This is a genomic window from Leucobacter insecticola (assembly GCF_011382965.1).
Taxonomy (GTDB): Bacteria; Actinomycetota; Actinomycetes; order Actinomycetales; family Microbacteriaceae; genus Leucobacter; species Leucobacter insecticola.
On sequence record NZ_CP049934.1, the window covers coordinates 1,764,649 to 1,784,528 of the forward strand.

A 19,880-nucleotide genomic window follows, 5' to 3' on the forward strand; every position below is an offset into this window, starting at 1 on the left:
CGCGCCCGGGCGAGCGCGACATGCGAGAATGCGGCATTCTTTGCTAGCGTTGAGTTTGACCACGTCAGTGGTCCCGAATCGAAAGAGACGTAACGATGGCCCTGACTCCCGAAGACGTCGTGAATCAGAAGTTCACGATCACCAAGTTCCGCGACGGTTACGATCTGGATCAGGTCGACGATTTTCTCGACTCAATCGTCGAAGAGTTGCGCCAGTTTGAGGAAGAGAAGGCCGCTCTGCACGCCCAGATCGAGGACCTCACCGCAAAGCTTGCCGCCTGCGAAGCCCGTGGATCAGGCGGTGACGAGACCGCTGTTTCAGAGCAGACCATTGTTGTCGAGGCGCCGTCGGTGCCGGCGGCTCCAGCTGCCGCTCCTGCGGTCGCAGAGCACCATTCACCCGAGCCCGATGCCGTCAAGTCGAGCGCCATGCTACAGCTCGCACTCGAGCTCCATGACAAGCACGTGCACGAGGGTGAAGCCACGCGAGACAAGCTCATTCGCGATGCCGAGGCCAAGCGTGACCAGATGGTTGAAGACGCAGAACTCACCGCTAGGCAGCTGATTGAAGATGCGCAGAAGCAGCGCAGCGACGAACTGCGGCTGCTCGGCGAAGAACGAAGTGATCTACAGTTCAAGATCAAGGATCTGCGCCAGTTCGAGAGCGAGTACCGCGGCACCCTGCGTTCTTACATCCAGTCGCAGCTGCGCGGACTTGACGGCTCACCCGAGCCGGCCGGCGCGCCTGACGGCCTGCAGTAGCCCGGGGCGTGAACGACACTTCCGAGATTACGAACCCGGGTGGCGTGAAGTCTAAGCGTCGATTCATCCCGCTGCTACTCCTCGGGGTAGCAGCGGTGGTGTTTATCTCTGATCAGCAGATCAAGAACTGGGTCGTCACCCACCTGCCCGAGGGTGATACGGTGCCGGTGATCGGTGACTTCCTGCAGTGGCACTTTGTTCGCAATCCGGGGGCCGCTTTTTCACTAGCCAGTGGCTCGACCTGGATTTTCACGATCCTCGCCGTGATCGTGGTGGTGGTGATCCTGTGGCAGATTCGCAGGCTGCGATCTCTCTCCTGGGCGCTGTTTCTCGGGCTGCTGCTCGGCGGGGTACTCGGTAACCTCACGGATCGCCTGACCCGAGAGCCGGGCTTCCCGGTGGGGCATGTCGTCGATTTCATCTACACACCGTGGATGATGCCGGCGATCTACAACATCGCCGACATTGGCATCGTCACTGGCATGCTGCTGTTCGTCGGGATCACGCTGTTGGGGATCCCGATCGACGGCTCCCCGCGCCAGACTCGCAAAGCGCGCGCGCTGGCGGCTGCTGAGACTGAGACTGAGACTGAGACTCTAGGGTCTCCCGAGGCTGAAAACTCCGGCAATGGAACACCGTAGTCTGACTGTGCCCGACGGCCTCGCCGGGGAACGGGCTGATGCCGCGCTTGCCAAGCTGCTGGGCTTCTCGCGCAGCTACGCCGCGGAGGTCGTGCAGACCGGGGGCGTCAGCCTTGACGGACGCGTACTCGTAAAATCTGACAGGCTCTCCGCTGGGTCCTGGCTCGAGGTGAACTGGGAAGAAAAAGCCGGGCCGGAGATTGTGCCGGTGGATCTTCCCGAACTCGGCATCGTGTACGACGACGACGACATCGTTGTGGTTGACAAGCCGGCTGGCGTTGCGGCGCATCCCTCGCTCGGCTGGACCGGTCCCACCGTGCTCGGCGCACTCGCAGGCGCGGGTTATCGGATCGCAACTTCCGGCCCGCCAGAGCGTCAAGGCATCGTTCACCGCCTCGACGCGGGTACGAGCGGCCTCATGGCCGTCGCGAAGAGCGAGCGCGCCTACAGCAGGCTCAAACGGGCGTTTAAGCAGCGCGAGGTCGACAAGATCTATCACACGGTGGTTCAAGGGCATCCGGATCCGTTCTCGGGCACAATCGAGGGCCCTATTGGGCGACACCCAGGCCACGAATGGAAGTTTGCGGTCACGCGCGACGGCAAACACTCGGTGACCCACTACGAAACGCTTGAGGCTTTTCCCTACGCGACGCTGCTCGAGGTTGAACTTGAGACGGGGCGGACCCACCAGATCCGTGTGCACATGTCTGCGCAGCGCCACCCCTGCCTCGGCGATACGATGTATGGCGCGGATCCAAAGCTCTCCGAACGACTCGGCCTCACCCGGCAGTGGCTGCACGCGATGCGGCTTGGATTCAGACACCCGGGAAACGGCGAACCTGTGCTGTTTGAGAGTGTCTATCCCGCGGATCTGCAGCACGTCATTGACGTGCTTTCGTCCTAGCCCTCGCCGAAACCCCTGGTTTCGACTCCTCACTGCGTTCGTCGCTCAACCGGCGGAGGGTGGGGAGCGCACACCACCTACCCGCCGGTTGAGCGAACCCACTGAGTCGAAACCAAGGACCCTGCCATTTACAGTTTGAGCAGGTTGAGGCTCAGGTTGCCCTGGTTCGTTCGGTAGACGAGGCCGCCGAGTGACTTTGGTTTGGGAGCTGCGGCGACGCGGCGCTGCGGGCCGCTCATGCCCGAAACGGTCTGCGCGACCGTCCACGCGTCAACACGGTCTCCCGCGAAGCGCTGCAGCAGCGGGCGGGGGAGTACGAAGCTAAAAATGAGCTCCGTGCTGGCTGCGCCGTTTGCGCCCGGCGTCATACCAACGAGGCGGCCGGGGATCCCCGTTGTGCGCCTGGCCTTGCGGCCAGCGAGCATCAGCGTGGCGCCGGGAGCCTCCCCGAGCATCAGATTCGCGGTGCGCCGGCTGGCTCCCCGCACCGCGCGCAGCCGAAACAATGGTCGCGCGAGGCGATTGATGGCGCGAGATAGCCAGACTTTTCGTTCTGCTGGCAGCGACTCAAGCAATAGTGTCGCCGTCGGATCGGGGAGGACGGCGATCCGCAGTTCGATGGTGTCGGGGGTCGCCCGTCCGCCAACATATCGACTCGTGTGTGTAAGGCTGAGCTCAGCGCCGATGAGTGTGTCGATCTGCGCGACGGAACCCGCGCGAATGAGCTCGATCTTGCGGCGGTCGGTGGGGTTCTGCACGCTCGCATCAAGCTCTTGCGGCACCAGATCCCGCAGGAACTCCCGGTGCAGCTTCACCCAGTTACTCTTCCGCTCCGCATCGAATTTCTGCCAGCGCTTCGGAGCGTAGAACCGCAGGCCCTTGCGAGTGAAAAACTGCATCACGAGTTTCTCTGCGCGGGCCCGGTCAGGCACCCCCGCAAGCAACGTTTCAGCGATCTTTCGACAGGAATCGACATAGTTGAACGGGTCGATGGGACGAGTCGAGATGTTCTGGCCGTCGCCGCGGAGGGCGATGAAGTAGAGCGGATCCTTCCCGCAAAAAATGATGCGTCTGGCGAGTACATACGTTTGAGTGACGAAGATCCCGTCTTCAAGTCGGACCTCCCCCTCGGGGAATCGCAGTCCGTGCTTCTCGATCATTTCGCGGCGAAACAGCTTTTGCGGCGAAATTGTCTCCATTGCGCGCTCGTAGCTGATATCGCCCTCGGGGTAGAGCAGAAAGAGCGTCTGGATCCCGCGGCCGCCAGTGCCCTCAAAACGCGGGATCGCGACGTCCGCGCCCTTCTCCTCGGACTGTTCAACGAGGGTTCGCAGCGCGTGCGGCGCGAGCGTGTCGTCGGCGTCCATGAACATCACGAAGGTGCCACGGGCGAGATTCAAGCCGCGGTTTCTCGGCATCCCCGGCCAGCCGCTGTTGGGTTGGTGGTACACCGAAATGCGCGCATCGAGTGCCGCGAAACGATCGAGCTCTTCGCCCGAGCCGTCTGTGGAACCATCGTTGACCGCGATGATCTCGATGTTCTGAAGATCCTGCGCGATGATGGATTCCATCGTCTCAGTGAGATACGGCATCGAATTGTAGACGGGAAGAATGATACTGACGGTGGGGACGGCACCGGGACCTGCGGATTGGCTCACCTGCGCAACTGTATCGTAGCTACCGGCGTAATCTCTTTAGGCGAATCAGGGTACCCTTGGAAGGTCCGTGAAGGGGGCGTCATCTGTGGCTGAAAAAGACGGTTTTGTTCATCTCCACGTGCACAGCGAGTACTCGATGCTCGATGGCGCGGCTCGTGTGAAGCCGCTGATTCAGGCGGCCGTTGAACAAAAGATGCCGGCGATCGCGGTCACCGACCACGGCAATACCTTTGGTGCCTTCGACTTCTGGAAAACGGCACGGGATCACGGCGTGAAACCGATCATCGGCATCGAGGCCTACCTCACCCCGGGTACCCATCGCAGCGACCGCACGCGGGTGCGCTGGGGCGACGGCGTGGGCGACGACGTGTCGGGCGCTGGCGCATACACGCACATGACGCTGCTCTCTGAGTCCACGGAGGGCATGCACAATCTGTTTCGGCTCTCCAGCCTCGCCTCAATCGAGGGCTACTACTTCAAACCGCGTATGGACCGCGAGCTGCTGCAGAAGTATTCCCAGGGCCTGATCGGCACGACCGGCTGCCCTTCGGGCGAGATCCACACTCGCATCCGCCTGGGTCAGTTGAAGGAAGCTCGCGAGGCGGCAGCGGAGTTCCAAGATCTCTTCGGCAAGGAAAACTTCTTCTGTGAGCTGATGGATCACGGCCTGGACATCGAACGCCGCGTGAAGACCGATCTGCTTGACATTGCCCGAGACCTGAAGATTCCCCTTGTTGCCACAAACGACCTGCACTACGTGCACGAAAGCGACGCCGAGGCGCACTCCGCGCTCCTGTGTGTGCAATCGGGGTCGCGCATGGATGACCCCAACCGCTTCCAGTTCTCAGGCAGTGGCTACTACCTGAAGTCGGCCGCCGAGATGCGCCACATTTTTCGGGAGTTGCCCGAGGCCTGTGACAACACGCTGCTGATCGCGGAGCGCTGCGCCTCCGAATTCAACACGAGCGCCAACTACATGCCCCGCTATCCGGTGCCTGACGGCGAAACCGAGGAGAGCTGGTTCATCAAAGAGGTCGAGCGCGGCCTGCACTACCGCTACCCGGGAGGAATCCCCGACGCCGTGCGCAAGCAGGCCGAGTACGAGACCGGCGTTATCGTCCAGATGGGCTTCCCCGGCTACTTCCTCGTTGTCGCCGACTTCATCAACTGGTCCAAGGACAACGGGATCCGGGTGGGTCCCGGCCGTGGCTCCGGCGCGGGGTCAATGGCGGCGTACGCAATGCGGATCACGGATCTCGATCCGCTGCAGCATGGGCTCATCTTCGAGCGCTTCCTGAACCCCGACCGCGTCTCCATGCCCGACTTCGACGTCGACTTCGATGATCGCCGCCGCGGCGAAGTTATTAAGTATGTCACCGAGAAGTACGGCGATGAGCGGGTGGCCCAGATCGTCACCTATGGCACGATCAAATCGAAGCAGGCATTGAAGGATGCCTCGCGGGTGCTTGGATTCCCATTTGGGATGGGTGAGAAGCTGACGAAGGCGATGCCTCCTGCCGTGATGGCGAAGGACATCCCGCTGTCGGGAATCACCGATCCCTCCCACGCCAGATACAAGGAGGCAGCGGAGTTTCGGGCTGTACTCGCCGAGGATCCTGATGCCAAAAGGGTCTACGACACCGCATTGGGGCTCGAAGGCCTGAAACGGCAGTGGGGTGTGCACGCGGCCGGTGTGATCATGTCGAGCGATCCGCTCATTGACATCATTCCGATTATGAAGCGCGAGCAGGACGGCCAGATCGTCACGCAGTTCGATTATCCGACCTGCGAGGGGCTCGGACTGATCAAGATGGACTTCCTCGGGCTTCGAAACCTCACGATCATTTCTGATGCGCTCGAAAACATTCGCCTCAACCGTGGCGAGGTGCTTGACCTTGAGCGGCTGGCGCTTGACGACACCGCCTCTTATGAGCTTCTTGCCCGCGGTGACACCCTCGGCGTGTTCCAGCTTGACGGTGGCCCGATGCGCGGTTTGTTGCGCCTCATGAAACCCGACAACTTTGAAGATATCTCGGCGGTGCTCGCGCTCTATCGGCCGGGTCCCATGGGGGCGGATTCGCACACGAACTACGCGCTGCGAAAGAACGGCCTGCAACCCATCACACCCATTCACCCGCAGCTCGAGGAGCCGTTGCGGGAGATTCTCGACACGACCTACGGCCTGATTATCTATCAGGAGCAGGTGATGTCGATTGCGCAGAAGGTCGCCGGCTTCTCGCTGGGGCAGGCTGACATCTTGCGGCGCGCGATGGGCAAAAAGAAGAAGGAAGAGCTCGATAAACAATACGAGGGCTTCTCCGGTGGTATGAAGGCGAATGGCTTCGGGGAGGAGGCGATTAAGGCGCTGTGGGACATCCTGCTGCCTTTCTCCGACTACGCCTTCAACAAGGCCCATTCGGCCGCCTACGGGGTGATTAGTTACTGGACCGCCTATCTGAAAGCACACTACCCGGCAGAGTACATGGCGGCGCTGCTCACCAGCGTGGGGGATTCAAAAGACAAGCTCGCGATCTACCTGAACGAGTGCCGTCGTATGGGTATCAATGTGCTGCCACCAGCAGTGAACGAGTCGTTTGCCGACTTTGCCGCCGTCGGGGAAGACATTCGTTTTGGGCTCGGCGCGATCCGCAACGTCGGGGCCAACGTCGTGGAAGCGGTGCGAGGTGCGCGCGAGGAGAAGGGCAACTTCGAAAGCTTCCATGATTTCCTGAAGAAGGTGCCGCTCGTTGCACTCAACAAGCGCACGATCGAGTCGCTCGTGAAGGCCGGAGCCTTTGACGGACTCGGCGGCACCCGTCGCGCCCTCGTTGAGATCCATGAGAGCGCCATTGAGAGCGCGGTGAAAGACAAACGTGACGCAGAGAACGGCAACGTCGGCTTCGACTTCGACAGCCTGTTCGCCGAAGCCGCCGAGAGTGGTGGTGACGCTGAGCAGGTCGCGCAGGTGCCGGATCGGCCCGAGTGGACCAAGAAAGACAAGCTCGCTTTTGAGCGCGAGATGCTGGGCTTGTATGTGTCGGATCACCCGCTTCGCGGGCTCGAAAATGCCCTCGCGAAAGAGGCATCTGCCACCGTGCAGCAGGTGACGAACCCCGACGCGAGCCCGAGCTTTGACGGCGAGATCGTAACCTTTGCCGGGCTGCTCACGAACGTGCAACACCGCACCGCAAAGTCGGGCAACCTCTACGGCATGGTGACGATCGAAGATTTCACCGGTGAGGTACAGGCGCTGTTCATGGGCAAGTCGTATCAGGAATTCGGGCACTTACTGCAACCAGACAGTATCGTCGCGCTGCGCGGCAAGATGAACGCTCGCGACGACGGCATGACGATGCACGCCTACGGCGTGCGTCCGATCGACACCGGTGTACAGGACGACGTCGCCCTGCTCAACCTCTCGCTCTCTGACACTCGGGCGACAGAGGAGCTCATGGACGAGCTGAAATCGACGCTCGAGCGACACCGCGGCGAAAGCGAAGTGCGGTTGCACCTGCTCACCTCCAACGCGGTGCGCGTGTTCGAGCTGCGGCAGCAAGTGCGCATCACTGCCGATCTTTACGGCGAGCTGAAGGGGCTTCTTGGGCCGCGCTGTCTCACCGCGGTTGATGAGTAGGCTCCCCATCCGCCCGCAGATTGCGCGAGCGTAGCGAGCGCTGTGCTGAGCGAACGCAGCGAGTCGAAGCATCGAAATCAAGGGACATGTGTGGCGCGGTGTCTCTTTCTGCGGCATTGCAGAGTAGCCTGGTCGCTATGACGGAGTTGCAGCAGAGCATCATCGGGGCGTTGGGAAGCGCGGCCAGTATCGATCCCGCGTCGGAGATCTCGCGGCGCGTGTCGTTCCTCGCAGATTACGCGCGGGCAACCCCGGGGTGCGTGGCTTTGTGCTCGGTATCTCCGGGGGACAGGACTCTTCGCTTGCCGGGCGGCTCGCGCAGCTCGCGGTCGAGCAACTGCGCGAGAGCGGTGAGACGGCTGAGTTCGTGGCAGTCCGGCTGCCCTATGCTGCTCAGCACGACGAGGATGATGCGCAGCTCGCGCTGTCGTTTATTTCTCCGGACCGTTCGGTGACCGTTGACATTGCACCCGGCGTGGATGCGCTCGCTGCAAGTGTGAGCGGTGCGCTCGGGCAACCCATCAGCGACTTCAACAAGGGCAATGTGAAGGCGAGGCTGCGCATGGTCGCCCAGTACGCTATTGCGGGGGACAATGGCCTGCTCGTGATCGGCACCGACCACGCGGCTGAGGCAATCACGGGGTTCTACACAAAATTTGGTGACGGCGCGGCAGACGTGTTGCCACTCGCGGGGCTGACGAAGAGTCAGGGGGCGGCGATGCTGCAGCACCTCGGTGCCCTGAACGCCTCTGGCTGAAAGTTCCGACCGCCGATCTCTTGGACGGTGAGCCTGGCCAAAGTGATGAGTCAAGCCTCGGTGTCACTTACCCCGAGATCGACGCGTATCTGAGCGGTAAGCGCGTTTCCGAGGGCGCGGCCGAACGGCTGGAACATCGGTATCGCACGAGCGAGCACAAACGTAGACTTCCGGTGACCCCTTCAGACACCTGGTGGAAGGAAACACAATGACAACCACATATGTGATCGCGGGCGGCTGCTTCTGGTGCCTCGACGCGGCATATCGCCAGCTGAACGGCGTGACCGAGGTCCTTTCTTGCTACACCGGAGGGCATACTCCGAACCCCAGCTACGAGCAGGTCTGCACCGGGGCGACGGGGCATGCGGAGGCTGTTGCCGTGACCTTTGACCCGAGTGTGATCCCCTCAGAGGTGATTCTTGATGCCTTTTTCACCATGCACGACCCGACCCAATTGAATCGGCAAGGCGCAGATGTCGGCACCCAGTATCGTTCCGCGATGTTCCCGGCAGATCCGGAGCAGCGCGAGGTGTTCCAGGCCGCAATTGAGCGAGCCGGGGAATGGTGGCCCGGAACGATCGTCACCACCGTTGAACCGCTTGGAGAAGTATTCCCGGCGGAGGAATATCACCAGGACTTCTTCGCAAAGAACCCCACGCAGGGCTACTGCCTCGCGGTTGCCGTTCCCAAGGTGAACAAGGTACGTGCCGCGTTCACCAAATACCTGCGCTGAGCCCGAAGCTCTCCTGCGACTATGCGGCGGCTTCCGCTTCGGGGGTCGGCATCAGCCAACCCTGTGGGGCGGAGCTCTCCTCTGCCGGAATGAACGAGCTGGCACCGCTTTGCTCCGCGCCATGATGCGGCGTGCTGGGCTGGGCGTCCTCGCCTGGTGGGACGCTCTCAGGATTCTGTTCTGGCGCAGAGCTCGGCACCGAACGTTTGGTGAAGCTACTGACGCCCCAGCGCAGATCGTGACCGAGCGCGTCTGCATCGACCTCAACCGAGGTTCCCGACTTACTCCCGTTGTCCCAATCTCGCATGCGTAAGCGGCCGCTTAAGACGATTCGATCTCCCTTTGCGAATGACTCGTGAGCGTGCTCTGCGAGCGTGCGAAACGCGTTGATAGTGAGCCAATTGGTGTCACCGTCAACCCAACGACCCTTCTCGCGATCGTAGCGGCGGTCATTGCAAGCGACGCGAAAGGTGCAGAAGGCAGCTCGGTTTTCGGCATTCAATAGCCTGGGGGATGTTGCGATCGTGCCGACCGCGCTGATCTGAATAGTCATGTGTATTCCTGCTCTCGTAGACGGGGACTGTTGGCGAGCGGGCGATCCGCGCCGTGCCGGTTTCGGATCACCCGCTCGTCTCCATCATTCATGCGTTGTAGGGACAAAAGCCGGTATCGCGAAATCTGTGGATAAGTCGTCTGCGAACCGACCAAAAGCTCGGCTGTGAGCGGATAATGCTCCTTCCTCAGCGAGCGCCGGGTCCTGCTGCGTAAACTGTTCGAGTGATCGAAATTGCATCGAATCGTAAAGCCCGAGCCATCCGGGCAGCCCGGGTAGCGCTCGCCCTTGCCGCGACCCTGCCACTGCTCGCAGGCTGCGCCCTGATTGAGGGACCCACCCCGGAAACGCCTACCCGCACAGAACCGCCGGTCCCTGAGGTGGAGCCGGAGTTTGTGCCGGGCGGCTCCGCAGCTGACAACCTGCCCTACTTCACCGAGGTACTGCGAAAATACGCTGCGGGAGACTCCGTGATCAAGGGAGAACCCGTCGCGCAGCGCGTTGTCGACGCGGGCTTCGATCCCGCAGCGATCCAGTTCAGTTTCGACCAGAGCAAGACCGGGCTTCCCGCCGACAACATATTTGTCTCGGTGCTGATCGGACCCGACTGCCTGATCGGGCAGCTTGTGACGGGGGATCGGAGCTTCGTGGTGGCGAACGAGCCGGCCGTCGGGCCCGAGGGGAATATCTGTCTGATCGGCAATACGCGCTCGGTTGATTGGTGAGCGTGAGGGCACGCACCCCCAACCCGCCTACAATGGTGGGGATCCGTTTCAAGTTTTCTTTACGCTGAGGAGTTCGGGGCGATCCCGGAAAGCATATGGCTGAGTACATTTACCAGATGGTGCGTGCGCGCAAGGCGCACGGCGACAAAGTTATCCTTGATGACGTCACGATGGCATTCCTGCCGGGCGCGAAGATTGGTGTGGTTGGCCCCAACGGTGCCGGCAAGTCGACGATCCTGAAGATCATGGCCGGGATCGACACCCCCTCAAACGGTGACGCGATCCTGACCCCTGGCTACTCCGTCGGCATTTTGATGCAGGAGCCGGAGCTTGACGAAGACAAGACCGTGCTCGAGAACGTGCAGCAGGGTGTCGCCGAGATCAAGGGCAAGCTCGATCGTTTTAACGAGATCTCCGCTGAGATGGCGAACCCCGACGCTGACTACGACAAACTGTTGCCAGAGATGGGAGAGCTGCAGGAGGCGATCGATCACGTCGACGGTTGGGATCTTGACAACCAGCTCGAGCAGGCAATGGATGCGCTGCGCTGCCCGCCCTCGGACGCGATCGTCGCGAACTTGTCGGGCGGCGAGAAGCGCCGCGTCGCGCTGTGTAAGCTGCTGCTCGAAAAGCCCGATCTGCTGCTGCTCGACGAGCCCACCAACCACCTCGACGCCGAGAGTGTGCTGTGGCTTGAGCAGCACCTCTCCAAGTACCCCGGCGCCGTCATGGCCGTCACCCACGATCGATACTTCCTCGACCACGTTGCCACCTGGATCTGCGAGGTCGACCGCGGTCGCCTCTACCCCTACGAGGGCAACTACTCGACCTACCTTGAGCAGAAGGCCGCGCGCCTCGAAGTACAGGGGAAGAAGGACCAGAAGCTGCAGCGGCGTCTGAAGGACGAGCTCGAATGGGTCCGCTCAAACGCGAAGGGTCGCCAGGTCAAATCGAAGGCTCGTCTTGCTCGTTACGAGGAGATGGCTGCCGAGGCCGAGCGCACGAAGAAGCTCGACTTCGAAGAGATCCAGATCCCCGCGGGCCCGCGCCTCGGTAATCTCGTGCTCGACGCGAAGAACCTGAACAAGGGCTTCGACGGACGCGTGCTCATCGACGGACTCTCGTTTACGCTGCCGCGGAACGGCATCGTCGGTATCATCGGCCCCAACGGTGTCGGCAAGACGACACTGTTCAAGACCATCGTGGGTGTTGAACCCCTCGACGGCGGTGAGCTGAAGATCGGCGAGACCGTCAAGCTGAGCTACGTGGATCAGACCCGCGGCGGCATCGACCCGAAGAAGAACGTGTGGGAGGTCGTCTCCGACGGGCTCGACTATATTCAGGTCGGCAACACCGAGATTCCGTCGCGCGCGTATGTGTCGACGTTTGGGTTTAAGGGTCCGGATCAGCAGAAACTTGCCGGGGTGCTCTCCGGTGGTGAGCGCAACCGTCTGAACCTCGCGCTGACGCTGAAGCAGGGCGGTAACCTGCTGCTGCTTGACGAGCCGACGAACGACCTCGATGTTGAAACGCTGTCGAGCCTTGAGAACGCGCTGCTTGAATTCCCGGGCTGCGCCGTGGTCATTACGCACGACCGGTGGTTCCTGGACCGCATCGCGACGCACATTCTCGCGTACGAGGGCACCCCAGAGAACCCGTCGAACTGGCACTGGTTTGAGGGCAACTTTGAGTCGTACGAGGCAAACAAGATCGACCGCCTCGGCGCGGACGCGGCGAAGCCGTCGCGCGTGACGTACCGGAAATTGACAAGAGATTAGGCTCGGGATCTCGCAGGCATGGCACGCACCACCGTTGATATCGAGCTCCGCTGGGGCGATCAAGACGCCTACGGCCACGTCAACAACGTTGCGTACGCGCGCTACCTTGAGGAAGCGCGCGTACGCGTGTTTTGGCGCGGCACCGGGCGCGAGAGTACCGGCATGGAAGGCTACTTCCGCGGGGACACCCCTGACGGGCTGAAGATGCTGGTTGCGAGCCAGCACATCGAGTTCTTGGACGTGCTCGAGTACGGGGACGCGGCGGTCGCGGTCGAGCTGTGGATCGGCAAGCTCGGCGGATCCAGCCTCGAAGTCCACTACGAGGTGCTGGATGGCGCGTCGTCGCCCGAGCGTCGCGTCGTGGCCCGTGCGATCACCACGGTGGTCATCGTTGACGGGGTGACGCTGCGTCCGATGCGCCTTTCTGAGGACGGTCGCGCCGCGGTCGAGCCCTGGATGGACGCCCCGCTCCAGCTCCGTCGGGGCTAGCGCTCCGAGAGCTTCTTCGCGGCCTCTTCGCGGCCTCTTCGCGTTGAGAAGCTAGTATCTCGACGAGAAGCCATCCCCGTGCGTCGAGATAGTGCTTTCTCGTCGAGATAGTGCTTTCTCGTCGAAAAATCGGCCAGTCAACGCTAGCCGAGCTCGGTGCGCAGCCGCGCGCGGGTGCGGGAATAGCGCTGGCGGGCCGCGGCTGGTTTGAGGTGCAGGATCGAGCCTGCCTCGGCGACTGATAAGCCTTCCCACGCGACAAGCAGGAGGAGCTCGCGATCAGGCTCGGAAAGTCTGCTGAGTGCACTCATGAGCTCGGGGTGAGGATCCTGATCCGCTGGCGCAGCCACAACCATTTCGCGCCGCAGGCGTTCCGACAGCTCAGTGTGTCGTACGCGACCGCGCCGGGCCTTGAGGAGCACCTTGCGGGCAACTCCAAAGCTGTATTGGCGGAGTGCTTCAGCTTCCCGCGGCAGCTGATTCCGTTTGCCCAGCAACACAACGAGCACATCGGCGGCTGCGTCGGCAGCGTCGTCCAGGTTCCCGAGTCTGCGCAGGAAATAGCCGGTGAGCTGTGGGAGTAGATTGGCGAGGGTGGTGTTGATGTGCGTCGCATTTCGATGTGCACTGGGCAAGGCGCCGTCCACAGAGACATCGTCCGTTGTGAAGGTGCTCATCGTGCATCACCCAACGCGGCGCGCGTCTCGGCTTCGAGGCGCACAAGCTCACGTTCGTAGGCTTCCCACACGGGTGACTCCTGGTCGAGTACCCCATAAGGTTCGATGAACCCTTCCCATTCATTCAGGGTGTCATTGATAAGGTCTTGGCGATCAACGCCGTCCCAGTAGAGTAGGAATTCGGGCTCGGGTGCTTCGCCAATTTTGGCGGGTCCCCTCTCTTGCTGCCAGAGGGTCTGTATGACCTCAGTACGTTCTCGTGCGTCACCCTGCGCGTAGCGCAAAAGGGAAACCCAGATAAGCATGCGGATCCCGCCCCCGTCGGATTCCGTGAATCCTTCCCACGCGGGTGCCCCAAGCATCGCCTCGAACGCAGTCGTGCGCCGCACCTCATCATTTGCGCGATCAGCGTCGAGCCACTCCGCAATCCACGCGATCCAGATCAGGCGCTCGTAGTCTGACTCGATGTGGATCCGCTGTAATTGGCTCGGCTCGACGTAGCGAGAAACGATTTCTGCGCTGGCGGCATCCCAATCGAAGCTTTCCGGTACTGGGAGGTTGCGAGGTGCTTGGGATGCAACGTAGGCAGGAAAGTCTGAGGCCTCGTTCGTGATCCACTCGTCACCGAGCATCTCTTCAGAGTAGTTGCCGCCAAACGTTCGGGTTTGGGCCGCAAAGAAGCGTTCGGCAACGGCCGCGGTCGGGATCGCGAGGGTACCCGCAGTGATGATTGCGGTCGGCACGAGCCAGTTTCTGCGGCGCTTGCGTTTGCCCGCGAGACGTGCGGCTTCTCGGATGATGATGGAAGCGGCTGCCTGATCGATGCCGGGAGTCGGACTCGTGACCGCACGTAAGCGTGAGTCAAGTTCCTCGTCAGTGATTGTCATGGTGACCTCCAATGTCTGTCGTTCACCATGTACCTGTCAGTTCCCGCCCAAACGTGACAAACTAGGTTGGGATCGGCGATGATCCCGAACCGTCGCTTACTCCGCCCGCGGCAGGCGCAGCATGCTCTCCTGCGCGACGCTCGCCACGAGGTCGCCGGCGGTGTCGTAAAAGCGGCCGTGCGCAAGGCCTCGGCCGCCCTGCGAGGTAGGGGAGTCGAGCTCGTAGAGCAGCCACTCGTCGGCGCGGAACGGGCGGTGGAACCACATGGAGTGGTCGAGGCTCGCGGTGCTGAGCCCCGGCGTCGCCCACGGCACCCCGTGGCGGCGCAGCACCGGCTCCATCAGCACGTAGTCGCTTGCGAACGCGAGGGCTGCAGCGTGCAGCAGCGGGGTGTCGGGCAGTGTGTCGCGGGCGCGCAGCCACAGCCGCTGCGTGCTCGTTTGCTCCTCAACCCGCAGCACAATGTCTGATTCGACGTAGCGCAGGTCGAAGGGGCGATTCAGCACCCAGGATGCGCGGCCCCATCGGCCAGATGCCCGTACTTCTCCCACACCGTCGGCAGGCTTTCAGGATCCGGCACCCGCGAAAGGTCGATTCGCTCCTGGTGGTCGACCCCCTCTTCCAAACCCTGGAACGACGCGATCATCGACATCAGCACGGCGCCGTCTTGATACGCCTGCACGCGTCGCGTCGAAAAGGAACGGCCGTCGTGCAGCCTCGCAACCTCGAACGTCATCCGCTCGGAACTTGATCCGGGCCGCAAAAAATAGCCGTGCATGGAGTGGATCTGGCGATCCTCGGGAACGGTGGTGCCCGCCGCAGCGATGGCCTGCCCCACGACCTGACCGCCGAAGGAACGGCCGTGCGGAGTGGGGTGGGCAGGGCCGGTGAGGATGTCCTCGCGGGTGCGGGCACCCGAGTCAAGCACCGAGAGGAGGGCAACGAGGTCGGAAGAGGCGTGCATCATTTCTCCTGGCAGGATCGTCGCGAGCTTTATGGAACCCAGTCTAGAGGTCGTGTAGCGTGCCGCTAGGCTTGGTTGGATGGCTGCCACGTTACCGCTTCTTGACGCCGCGACCCGCGATGACCTCCGAATTTTTCTCGAACGGTTATTGAAGGCGGGGCGTGAAGAGGTGCGCCTGGTGACGCGCGGGGCGACTGCTGCCGTTTACGGCTGCACGCAGGCGCCGAAGGGGATCACCGATCCCGTGCCCGTGGTGCTCGTGATGCGCGCCTTCGAGCTCGCAGAAGCCCCCGAGGTCGAAGTCGACACGACAGTGCAGGCGAGGGCACTGCTCGACCGGATAGCGAGGCTCGGCTTCATCGGCAGAGAGCTCAGTCTGCCGGATGTTACTGCGCTCGCCGCGTGGTCGGGGTGCTGCCGCCGATGTCGGGCTGGGAATCAGTCGGTGTGGTCGACGCAGCGTCGCTCCGCCAGGTGGCTGCCGACGGCATCGCGAGGGTAGCCGAAGCCCTGCCTGAGAATCCAGGTGAGCTGGTGGTGCAGCAGGTGCGCGGCGCGGTGTGGGGTGCTGAGATTGCGCCGGGGCTCCCGGCGGCCGCTGCGTTTGCCGGTGAAACGCTCGGCTTCTTCAGCGGTGACGATCCCGCACGGCTCTCAAAATCTCTCACTTGGACCCGGCTCAGCACGGGCCGTGGCCACGTTCTCGTCAGGTCATTGCTCGGATAGTCGCTCCGGTCAGCAGGATCCAGGATCCTTGAGCTAAGATAGTGAGGTCAACCAGAGGAGTGTTTTCATGGCAAATGTCAACGGGATCATCGATCCGCCCATCGACGAGCTACTCGCGAAGGTGGATTCGAAGTACGCTCTGGTGATCTTCGCATCCCAGCGCGCGCGTCAGATCAACGATTACTACACGGATCTGCACGACGGCAACCTGTTCGACAACGTTGGCCCGCTTGTGGATTCATCGGTCGACGATAAGCCGCTGTCGATCGCGCTGCACGAGGTCGTCGAGGGCAAGCTCACGATGACGAAGCGCGCCGAGTAGTACTCTCGCGTAACTTTTGACTGCAACCGCAGTTTTGTCGGTGGCGTCGGATACCCTGGAAAGGGCCCGGCGCCACCGGCGTTTTTAGGCCTCAATGGCTCTGGATCATTCGATCCAGGATCGTCCCCACCTGTTTCCAATGTGCGAGGAGCACCGTGTCACTGCGCCAGTTCACTTCCGAGTCCGTGACCGAGGGTCACCCGGATAAGATCTGTGATCGAATCTCAGACTCCATCCTTGATGCGATGCTGAAGCAGGATCCGGGAGCGCGCGTCGCGGTTGAAACGCTCGTCACGACCGGCCTCGTGCATGTTGCGGGCGAGGTCACCACCTCGGGCTATGTTGAGATCCCGCAGATCGTGCGCGAGGCCGTGCGCGAGATCGGCTACACCAGCTCAGACATGGGCTTTGACGGATCATCCTGCGGGGTCTCGGTGTCGATCGGGCAGCAATCTCCGGACATCGCGAACGGAGTCGATGCCTCGCTTGAGCAGCGCACCGGCGAAACGGATGACGGGCTGAGCCGTCAGGGCGCGGGCGACCAGGGGATCATGTTCGGCTTCGCCACCGATGAGACTCCCGAACTGCATCCGCTGCCCAGCTGGATCGCGCATCGCCTTGCCGAACGGCTCGCTGATGTCCGCAAGAGCGGTCAGATCCCCGAGCTCCGGCCAGACGGTAAGACCCAGGTTACGATCGGCTACGACGGCGACCGTGCAGCGACCGTTGAAGCGGTAGTCGTCTCGACCCAGCACCACCCGAGCATTTCGCAGCCGGCGCTGCATGATGTTATCGCCCGCGAGGTCATCCGGCCGGTACTCGACCGCGTCGAACTCGCGAGCGACAACGCCAACTTCTTCATTAATCCGGCAGGGCCGTTTGTGGTCGGTGGTCCGATGGGTGACGCCGGGCTCACCGGGCGAAAGATTATCATCGATACCTACGGCGGGGTCAGCCGTCACGGCGGCGGCGCGTTCAGCGGCAAGGATCCGTCGAAGGTCGACCGTTCCGCGGCGTACGCGATGCGCTGGGTCGCGAAGCACGTTGTTCGTGCCGGGCTCGCCAAGCGCGCCGAACTGCAGGTGGCCTATGCGATCGGCCGCGCACACCCTGTCGGGCTCTACATCGAGACCTTTGGCACCGAGACCGTGCCCCGCGAGCGCATCGAGGCCGCCGTTCGTGAGATCTTCGATCTGCGCCCGCTCGCGATCATTCGTGACCTGCAGTTGCTGCGGCCCATTTACGCGAAGACGAGCGCCTACGGTCACTTCGGCCGCGAGCTGCCAGAGTTCACCTGGGAGGCCACGCCGCGCGTCGCGGAACTGCGCGCCGCCGCAGGTGTGTAGCTGATAGTGGGGGTTCCAGCTTGTCTGCGGAAGTCGGCGTAGCCGGGGAGAATGCGGTCCCCGAGGCACACTGGGGTGGGTACACCTGGGCAGAAGCCGCTGGGGGTCGAGCGGTTGCGCAGGTGTTGCTCGACTCTGCGCTGCCACAGCTCGACCACCTGTTCGATTACGCGGTGCCCGCAGAGTTCGCGGAGACGATTCGGGTTGGACAGCGGGTGCGTGTGCCGTTTCGCTCGCAGAGCCGCAAGACCTTCGGCTACGTCATTGGCTTCGTGGAGCGTAGCGAGTTCGGTGGGGAGCTCTCGCCCATCGCCGACATCGTCACCGAGGTGCCGCAGCTCACTCCAGACGTGTGGCGGCTCGCACGGGCTGTAGCGGATCGGGCCGGGGGATCCGCCGGTGACATATTGCGGCTCGCGATCCCGACCCGGCAGGTGCGCGTCGAAAAGAAACACCTGGCCGCGCTTGCGGAGGCCGCTGCGGCAGAGACGCCTGTTGCCAACCGGCCCGCGCAGGCGCCGGATCCTGAGCCCGCCGCTGCAACATCAGCACCCCCGGAAACCAAGATCGCTGCCGAGCTCGTGAAGGGCGCGCGACTGTCGCACACGGCGTCTCACTCGCCGGAACGCCTGCACACGGGCGAGTGGGTGGGTGGCTGGGCGGCGCAGCTCGCGCGGGTGGCTCTTGGCGTGTTCGAGCTTGGCCGCAGCGTAATCCTCGTCACCCCCGACTACCGAGATCTGGATCAGCTGCGCGATGCGCTCACGGCGCTTGGCCATCCAGATTTCGTGCGGGTCGATTCCCGCCAGTCGAACTCTGAGCGCTACGCGAGCTTCCTACGCGCGCTTGATCCCGAGCCTCGGGTCATTCTCGGCAACCGCTCCGCGGTGTACGCGCCCGCATTCAATTTGGGGGCGGTGGTGACCTGGGACGACGGGGATCCCGTGCTCGCCGAACCGCTTGCCCCTTATGTGCACGCGCGTGATTCGGCGCTGATTCGCGCGGAGCAATCGGGTGCCGGGCTGTTGTTTGCTGGGCACGTGCGCAGTGCCGAGGTGCAGCGGCTCGTGGATCTCGGCTATGTGCTCGCGCAGGTGCACCCGCCGCGCCGCACGCGGGTGTTTCACGCTGATGCGGCCCGTGCGCCCGACGCGTTTGCTGGGCGGGTACCCGAGTTTGCCGCGCAGACGATTCGTGAGGGGCTGAAGACTGGCCCCGTGCTCGTGCAGGTAGCGACCCCCGGTTATGCACCGGTGGCGGTGTGCGGCGACTGCGGCGACCTTGCCCGCTGCGGCAGCTGTGCCGGGCCGATTGGGTTCCGGGTGGTTGGGCGCGCGTCGTGCCGCTGGTGCGGCGAGTACGCGAATGCGTGGCGCTGTGGCAGCTGCGACAGTGCCCGGTTACAAGAGCGCGGCATGGGGTCGGCGCGCACCGTGGAGCAGTTCGAACGGCAATTTGCCGGGGTGCGGGTGCTGCTGAGTGACGGCGAACACCCGCGAGAGCGCGTCGATGCGCGCCCTGCTCTCGTTGTGGCGACCCGCGGCGCCGAACCGCTGGCCGCCGGGGGATACCGCGCCGTGGTGCTGCTCGACGCGGAGCGCCTGCTCGGCATCGAGACACTGCGGGCGGGTGAAGACTGCATGCGCTGGTGGGAGAATGCTGCGGCGCTTGCTGCGCCCGACGGCATGTGCCTGATGGCGTCGGGCGGCGGGCCTGTGGTCACCGCGTTTGTGACGGGTCGCAGCGACGAATGGCTGCGGGGCGAATTACGGGATCGCCACGCGCTGCGTTACCCGCCGGCCGTGCGAGTGGCGAGCGTGAGTGGCGGATCCGAAGAGGTCGCGCGGGCGTTGGAGACGATCGCGGAGATCCCGGGCGTTGACTACCTGGGGCCGGCACCCGTGCCCCAGCAGATTGGCGGGAATGCGGGACCCGGCGGCGGATCGCGGCAGGCTGGCGGGCTCTCGGCTCACCTCGTGCGAGCGATCGTCCGCTTCGACTACGGACATGGCGCTGAGGTCGCGAAGCGTCTGCGCGGCGCCCTCGTAGCTGACGCTGCGGGATCCAACTCCCGGACCCGCGGCCGCACCCCCGGTCGCGCCCGCCCCGAGGCTCTCCGCCTCCGCTTCGACGACCGCGGTGTGTTCGACGGCTAACCAGATACTCTCACGCCCGCGGCGAGGTCCCACGATAGTTGCGAGGTCCCATGATAGTTGCGAGGTCCCACATAATTTACGCTTGGTTTTCGTGGGACCTCGCCATAATCGTGGGACCTCACCAGAGTCTCTCGCTCTGCGCAATAGCTCGAGCTACCAGTTCCACTG

Annotated in this window: 17 protein-coding genes and 2 pseudogenes; 14 read left to right on the forward strand and 5 right to left on the reverse strand. The window is 63.0% G+C overall.

Annotated features, from left to right (window positions below):
• Window positions 1-95: 95 nt before the first annotated feature.
• The 3 genes from G7067_RS08095 (at window position 96) to G7067_RS08105 (ending at window position 2,306) form a co-directional block, all read left to right on the forward strand.
• Window positions 96-761: a DivIVA domain-containing protein gene (locus G7067_RS08095; protein ID WP_166323375.1), complete on the forward strand. Its 666-nt coding sequence runs from the start codon at window positions 96-98 to the stop codon at window positions 759-761.
• 65 nt (window positions 762-826) lie between these two features.
• Window positions 827-1,402, forward strand: a complete 576-nt coding sequence (gene lspA, locus G7067_RS08100) for a signal peptidase II (RefSeq protein WP_166325966.1) — start codon at window positions 827-829, stop codon at window positions 1,400-1,402.
• The gene (locus tag G7067_RS08105; protein WP_166323377.1) at window positions 1,389-2,306 is read left to right on the forward strand and encodes an RluA family pseudouridine synthase; all 918 of its coding nucleotides are present in this window, start codon (window positions 1,389-1,391) and stop codon (window positions 2,304-2,306) included. The genes lspA and G7067_RS08105 overlap by 14 nt, the downstream gene beginning before the upstream one ends.
• A gap of 128 nt (window positions 2,307-2,434) precedes the next feature.
• Here G7067_RS08105 and G7067_RS08110 read toward each other — a convergent pair whose 3' ends face one another.
• Entirely contained in the window at window positions 2,435-3,964 is a 1,530-nt protein-coding gene (locus G7067_RS08110; RefSeq protein ID WP_244301020.1) for a glycosyltransferase family 2 protein, read from the reverse strand.
• A 136-nt stretch (window positions 3,965-4,100) separates the two neighbouring features.
• On the opposite strand from G7067_RS08110, the gene dnaE reads away from it, so the two are divergent.
• From dnaE to msrA, 3 genes and pseudogenes are all read left to right on the forward strand, one after another.
• Window positions 4,101-7,598: a DNA polymerase III subunit alpha gene (gene dnaE, locus G7067_RS08115; protein WP_244301342.1), complete on the forward strand. Its 3,498-nt coding sequence runs from the start codon at window positions 4,101-4,103 to the stop codon at window positions 7,596-7,598.
• 137 nt (window positions 7,599-7,735) lie between these two features.
• Window positions 7,736-8,567, forward strand: a pseudogene (gene nadE / locus G7067_RS08120) (ammonia-dependent NAD(+) synthetase).
• A complete protein-coding gene (msrA, locus tag G7067_RS08125) occupies window positions 8,564-9,088 on the forward strand; it encodes a peptide-methionine (S)-S-oxide reductase MsrA (RefSeq protein ID WP_166323381.1) in 525 nt (174 codons plus the stop codon). The pseudogene nadE and the gene msrA overlap by 4 nt, the downstream one beginning before the upstream one ends.
• Before the next feature lie 19 nt (window positions 9,089-9,107).
• Here msrA and G7067_RS08130 read toward each other — a convergent pair whose 3' ends face one another.
• Window positions 9,108-9,641 (reverse strand): single-stranded DNA-binding protein, encoded by a 534-nt coding sequence (locus G7067_RS08130; protein WP_166323383.1) that lies wholly within the window; start codon window positions 9,639-9,641, stop codon window positions 9,108-9,110.
• Between the two features lie 224 nt (window positions 9,642-9,865).
• Between G7067_RS08130 and G7067_RS08135 the strand changes: the two genes are divergently transcribed.
• The 3 genes from G7067_RS08135 to G7067_RS08145 all read left to right on the forward strand — a co-directional run bounded on the left by G7067_RS08135 (window position 9,866) and on the right by G7067_RS08145 (window position 12,633).
• A complete protein-coding gene (locus tag G7067_RS08135; protein WP_244301021.1) occupies window positions 9,866-10,366 on the forward strand; it encodes a DUF6993 domain-containing protein in 501 nt (166 codons plus the stop codon).
• Between the two features lie 95 nt (window positions 10,367-10,461).
• Entirely contained in the window at window positions 10,462-12,144 is a 1,683-nt protein-coding gene (gene ettA, locus G7067_RS08140; RefSeq protein WP_166323385.1) for an energy-dependent translational throttle protein EttA, read from the forward strand.
• Window positions 12,145-12,162: 18 nt separating this feature from the next.
• The gene (locus tag G7067_RS08145) at window positions 12,163-12,633 is read left to right on the forward strand and encodes an acyl-CoA thioesterase (protein ID WP_166323387.1); all 471 of its coding nucleotides are present in this window, start codon (window positions 12,163-12,165) and stop codon (window positions 12,631-12,633) included.
• A 143-nt stretch (window positions 12,634-12,776) separates the two neighbouring features.
• On the opposite strand, the gene G7067_RS08150 is transcribed toward G7067_RS08145, so the two are convergent.
• The 3 genes and pseudogenes from G7067_RS08150 to G7067_RS08160 form a co-directional block, all read right to left on the reverse strand.
• Window positions 12,777-13,310 carry an RNA polymerase sigma factor gene (locus tag G7067_RS08150; RefSeq protein ID WP_166323389.1) on the reverse strand — a complete coding sequence of 178 codons (534 nt, stop codon included), beginning with the start codon at window positions 13,308-13,310 and terminating at the stop codon, window positions 12,777-12,779.
• A complete protein-coding gene (locus tag G7067_RS08155) occupies window positions 13,307-14,197 on the reverse strand; it encodes a hypothetical protein (protein ID WP_166323391.1) in 891 nt (296 codons plus the stop codon). Before G7067_RS08155 ends, G7067_RS08150 begins: the two co-directional genes overlap by 4 nt.
• 96 nt (window positions 14,198-14,293) lie before the next feature.
• Window positions 14,294-15,162, reverse strand: a pseudogene (locus G7067_RS08160) (acyl-CoA thioesterase).
• A 79-nt stretch (window positions 15,163-15,241) separates the two neighbouring features.
• Here G7067_RS08160 and G7067_RS08165 point away from each other — a divergent pair.
• The 5 genes from G7067_RS08165 to G7067_RS08180 all read left to right on the forward strand — a co-directional run bounded on the left by G7067_RS08165 (window position 15,242) and on the right by G7067_RS08180 (window position 19,712).
• On the forward strand, window positions 15,242-15,664 hold the full coding sequence (locus G7067_RS08165) for a DUF8010 domain-containing protein (protein ID WP_244301022.1): 423 nt from the start codon (window positions 15,242-15,244) through the stop codon (window positions 15,662-15,664).
• Window positions 15,637-15,888: a DUF8185 domain-containing protein gene (locus G7067_RS14280; RefSeq protein ID WP_244301023.1), complete on the forward strand. Its 252-nt coding sequence runs from the start codon at window positions 15,637-15,639 to the stop codon at window positions 15,886-15,888. The genes G7067_RS08165 and G7067_RS14280 overlap by 28 nt, the downstream gene beginning before the upstream one ends.
• Window positions 15,889-15,955: 67 nt before the next feature.
• Window positions 15,956-16,210: a DNA-directed RNA polymerase subunit omega gene (rpoZ, locus tag G7067_RS08170; protein WP_166323393.1), complete on the forward strand. Its 255-nt coding sequence runs from the start codon at window positions 15,956-15,958 to the stop codon at window positions 16,208-16,210.
• 155 nt (window positions 16,211-16,365) lie between these two features.
• A complete protein-coding gene (gene metK / locus G7067_RS08175) occupies window positions 16,366-17,556 on the forward strand; it encodes a methionine adenosyltransferase (RefSeq protein ID WP_166323395.1) in 1,191 nt (396 codons plus the stop codon).
• Between the two features lie 20 nt (window positions 17,557-17,576).
• On the forward strand, window positions 17,577-19,712 hold the full coding sequence (locus tag G7067_RS08180; RefSeq protein ID WP_166323397.1) for a primosomal protein N' family DNA-binding protein: 2,136 nt from the start codon (window positions 17,577-17,579) through the stop codon (window positions 19,710-19,712).
• Window positions 19,713-19,880 lie beyond the last annotated feature (168 nt).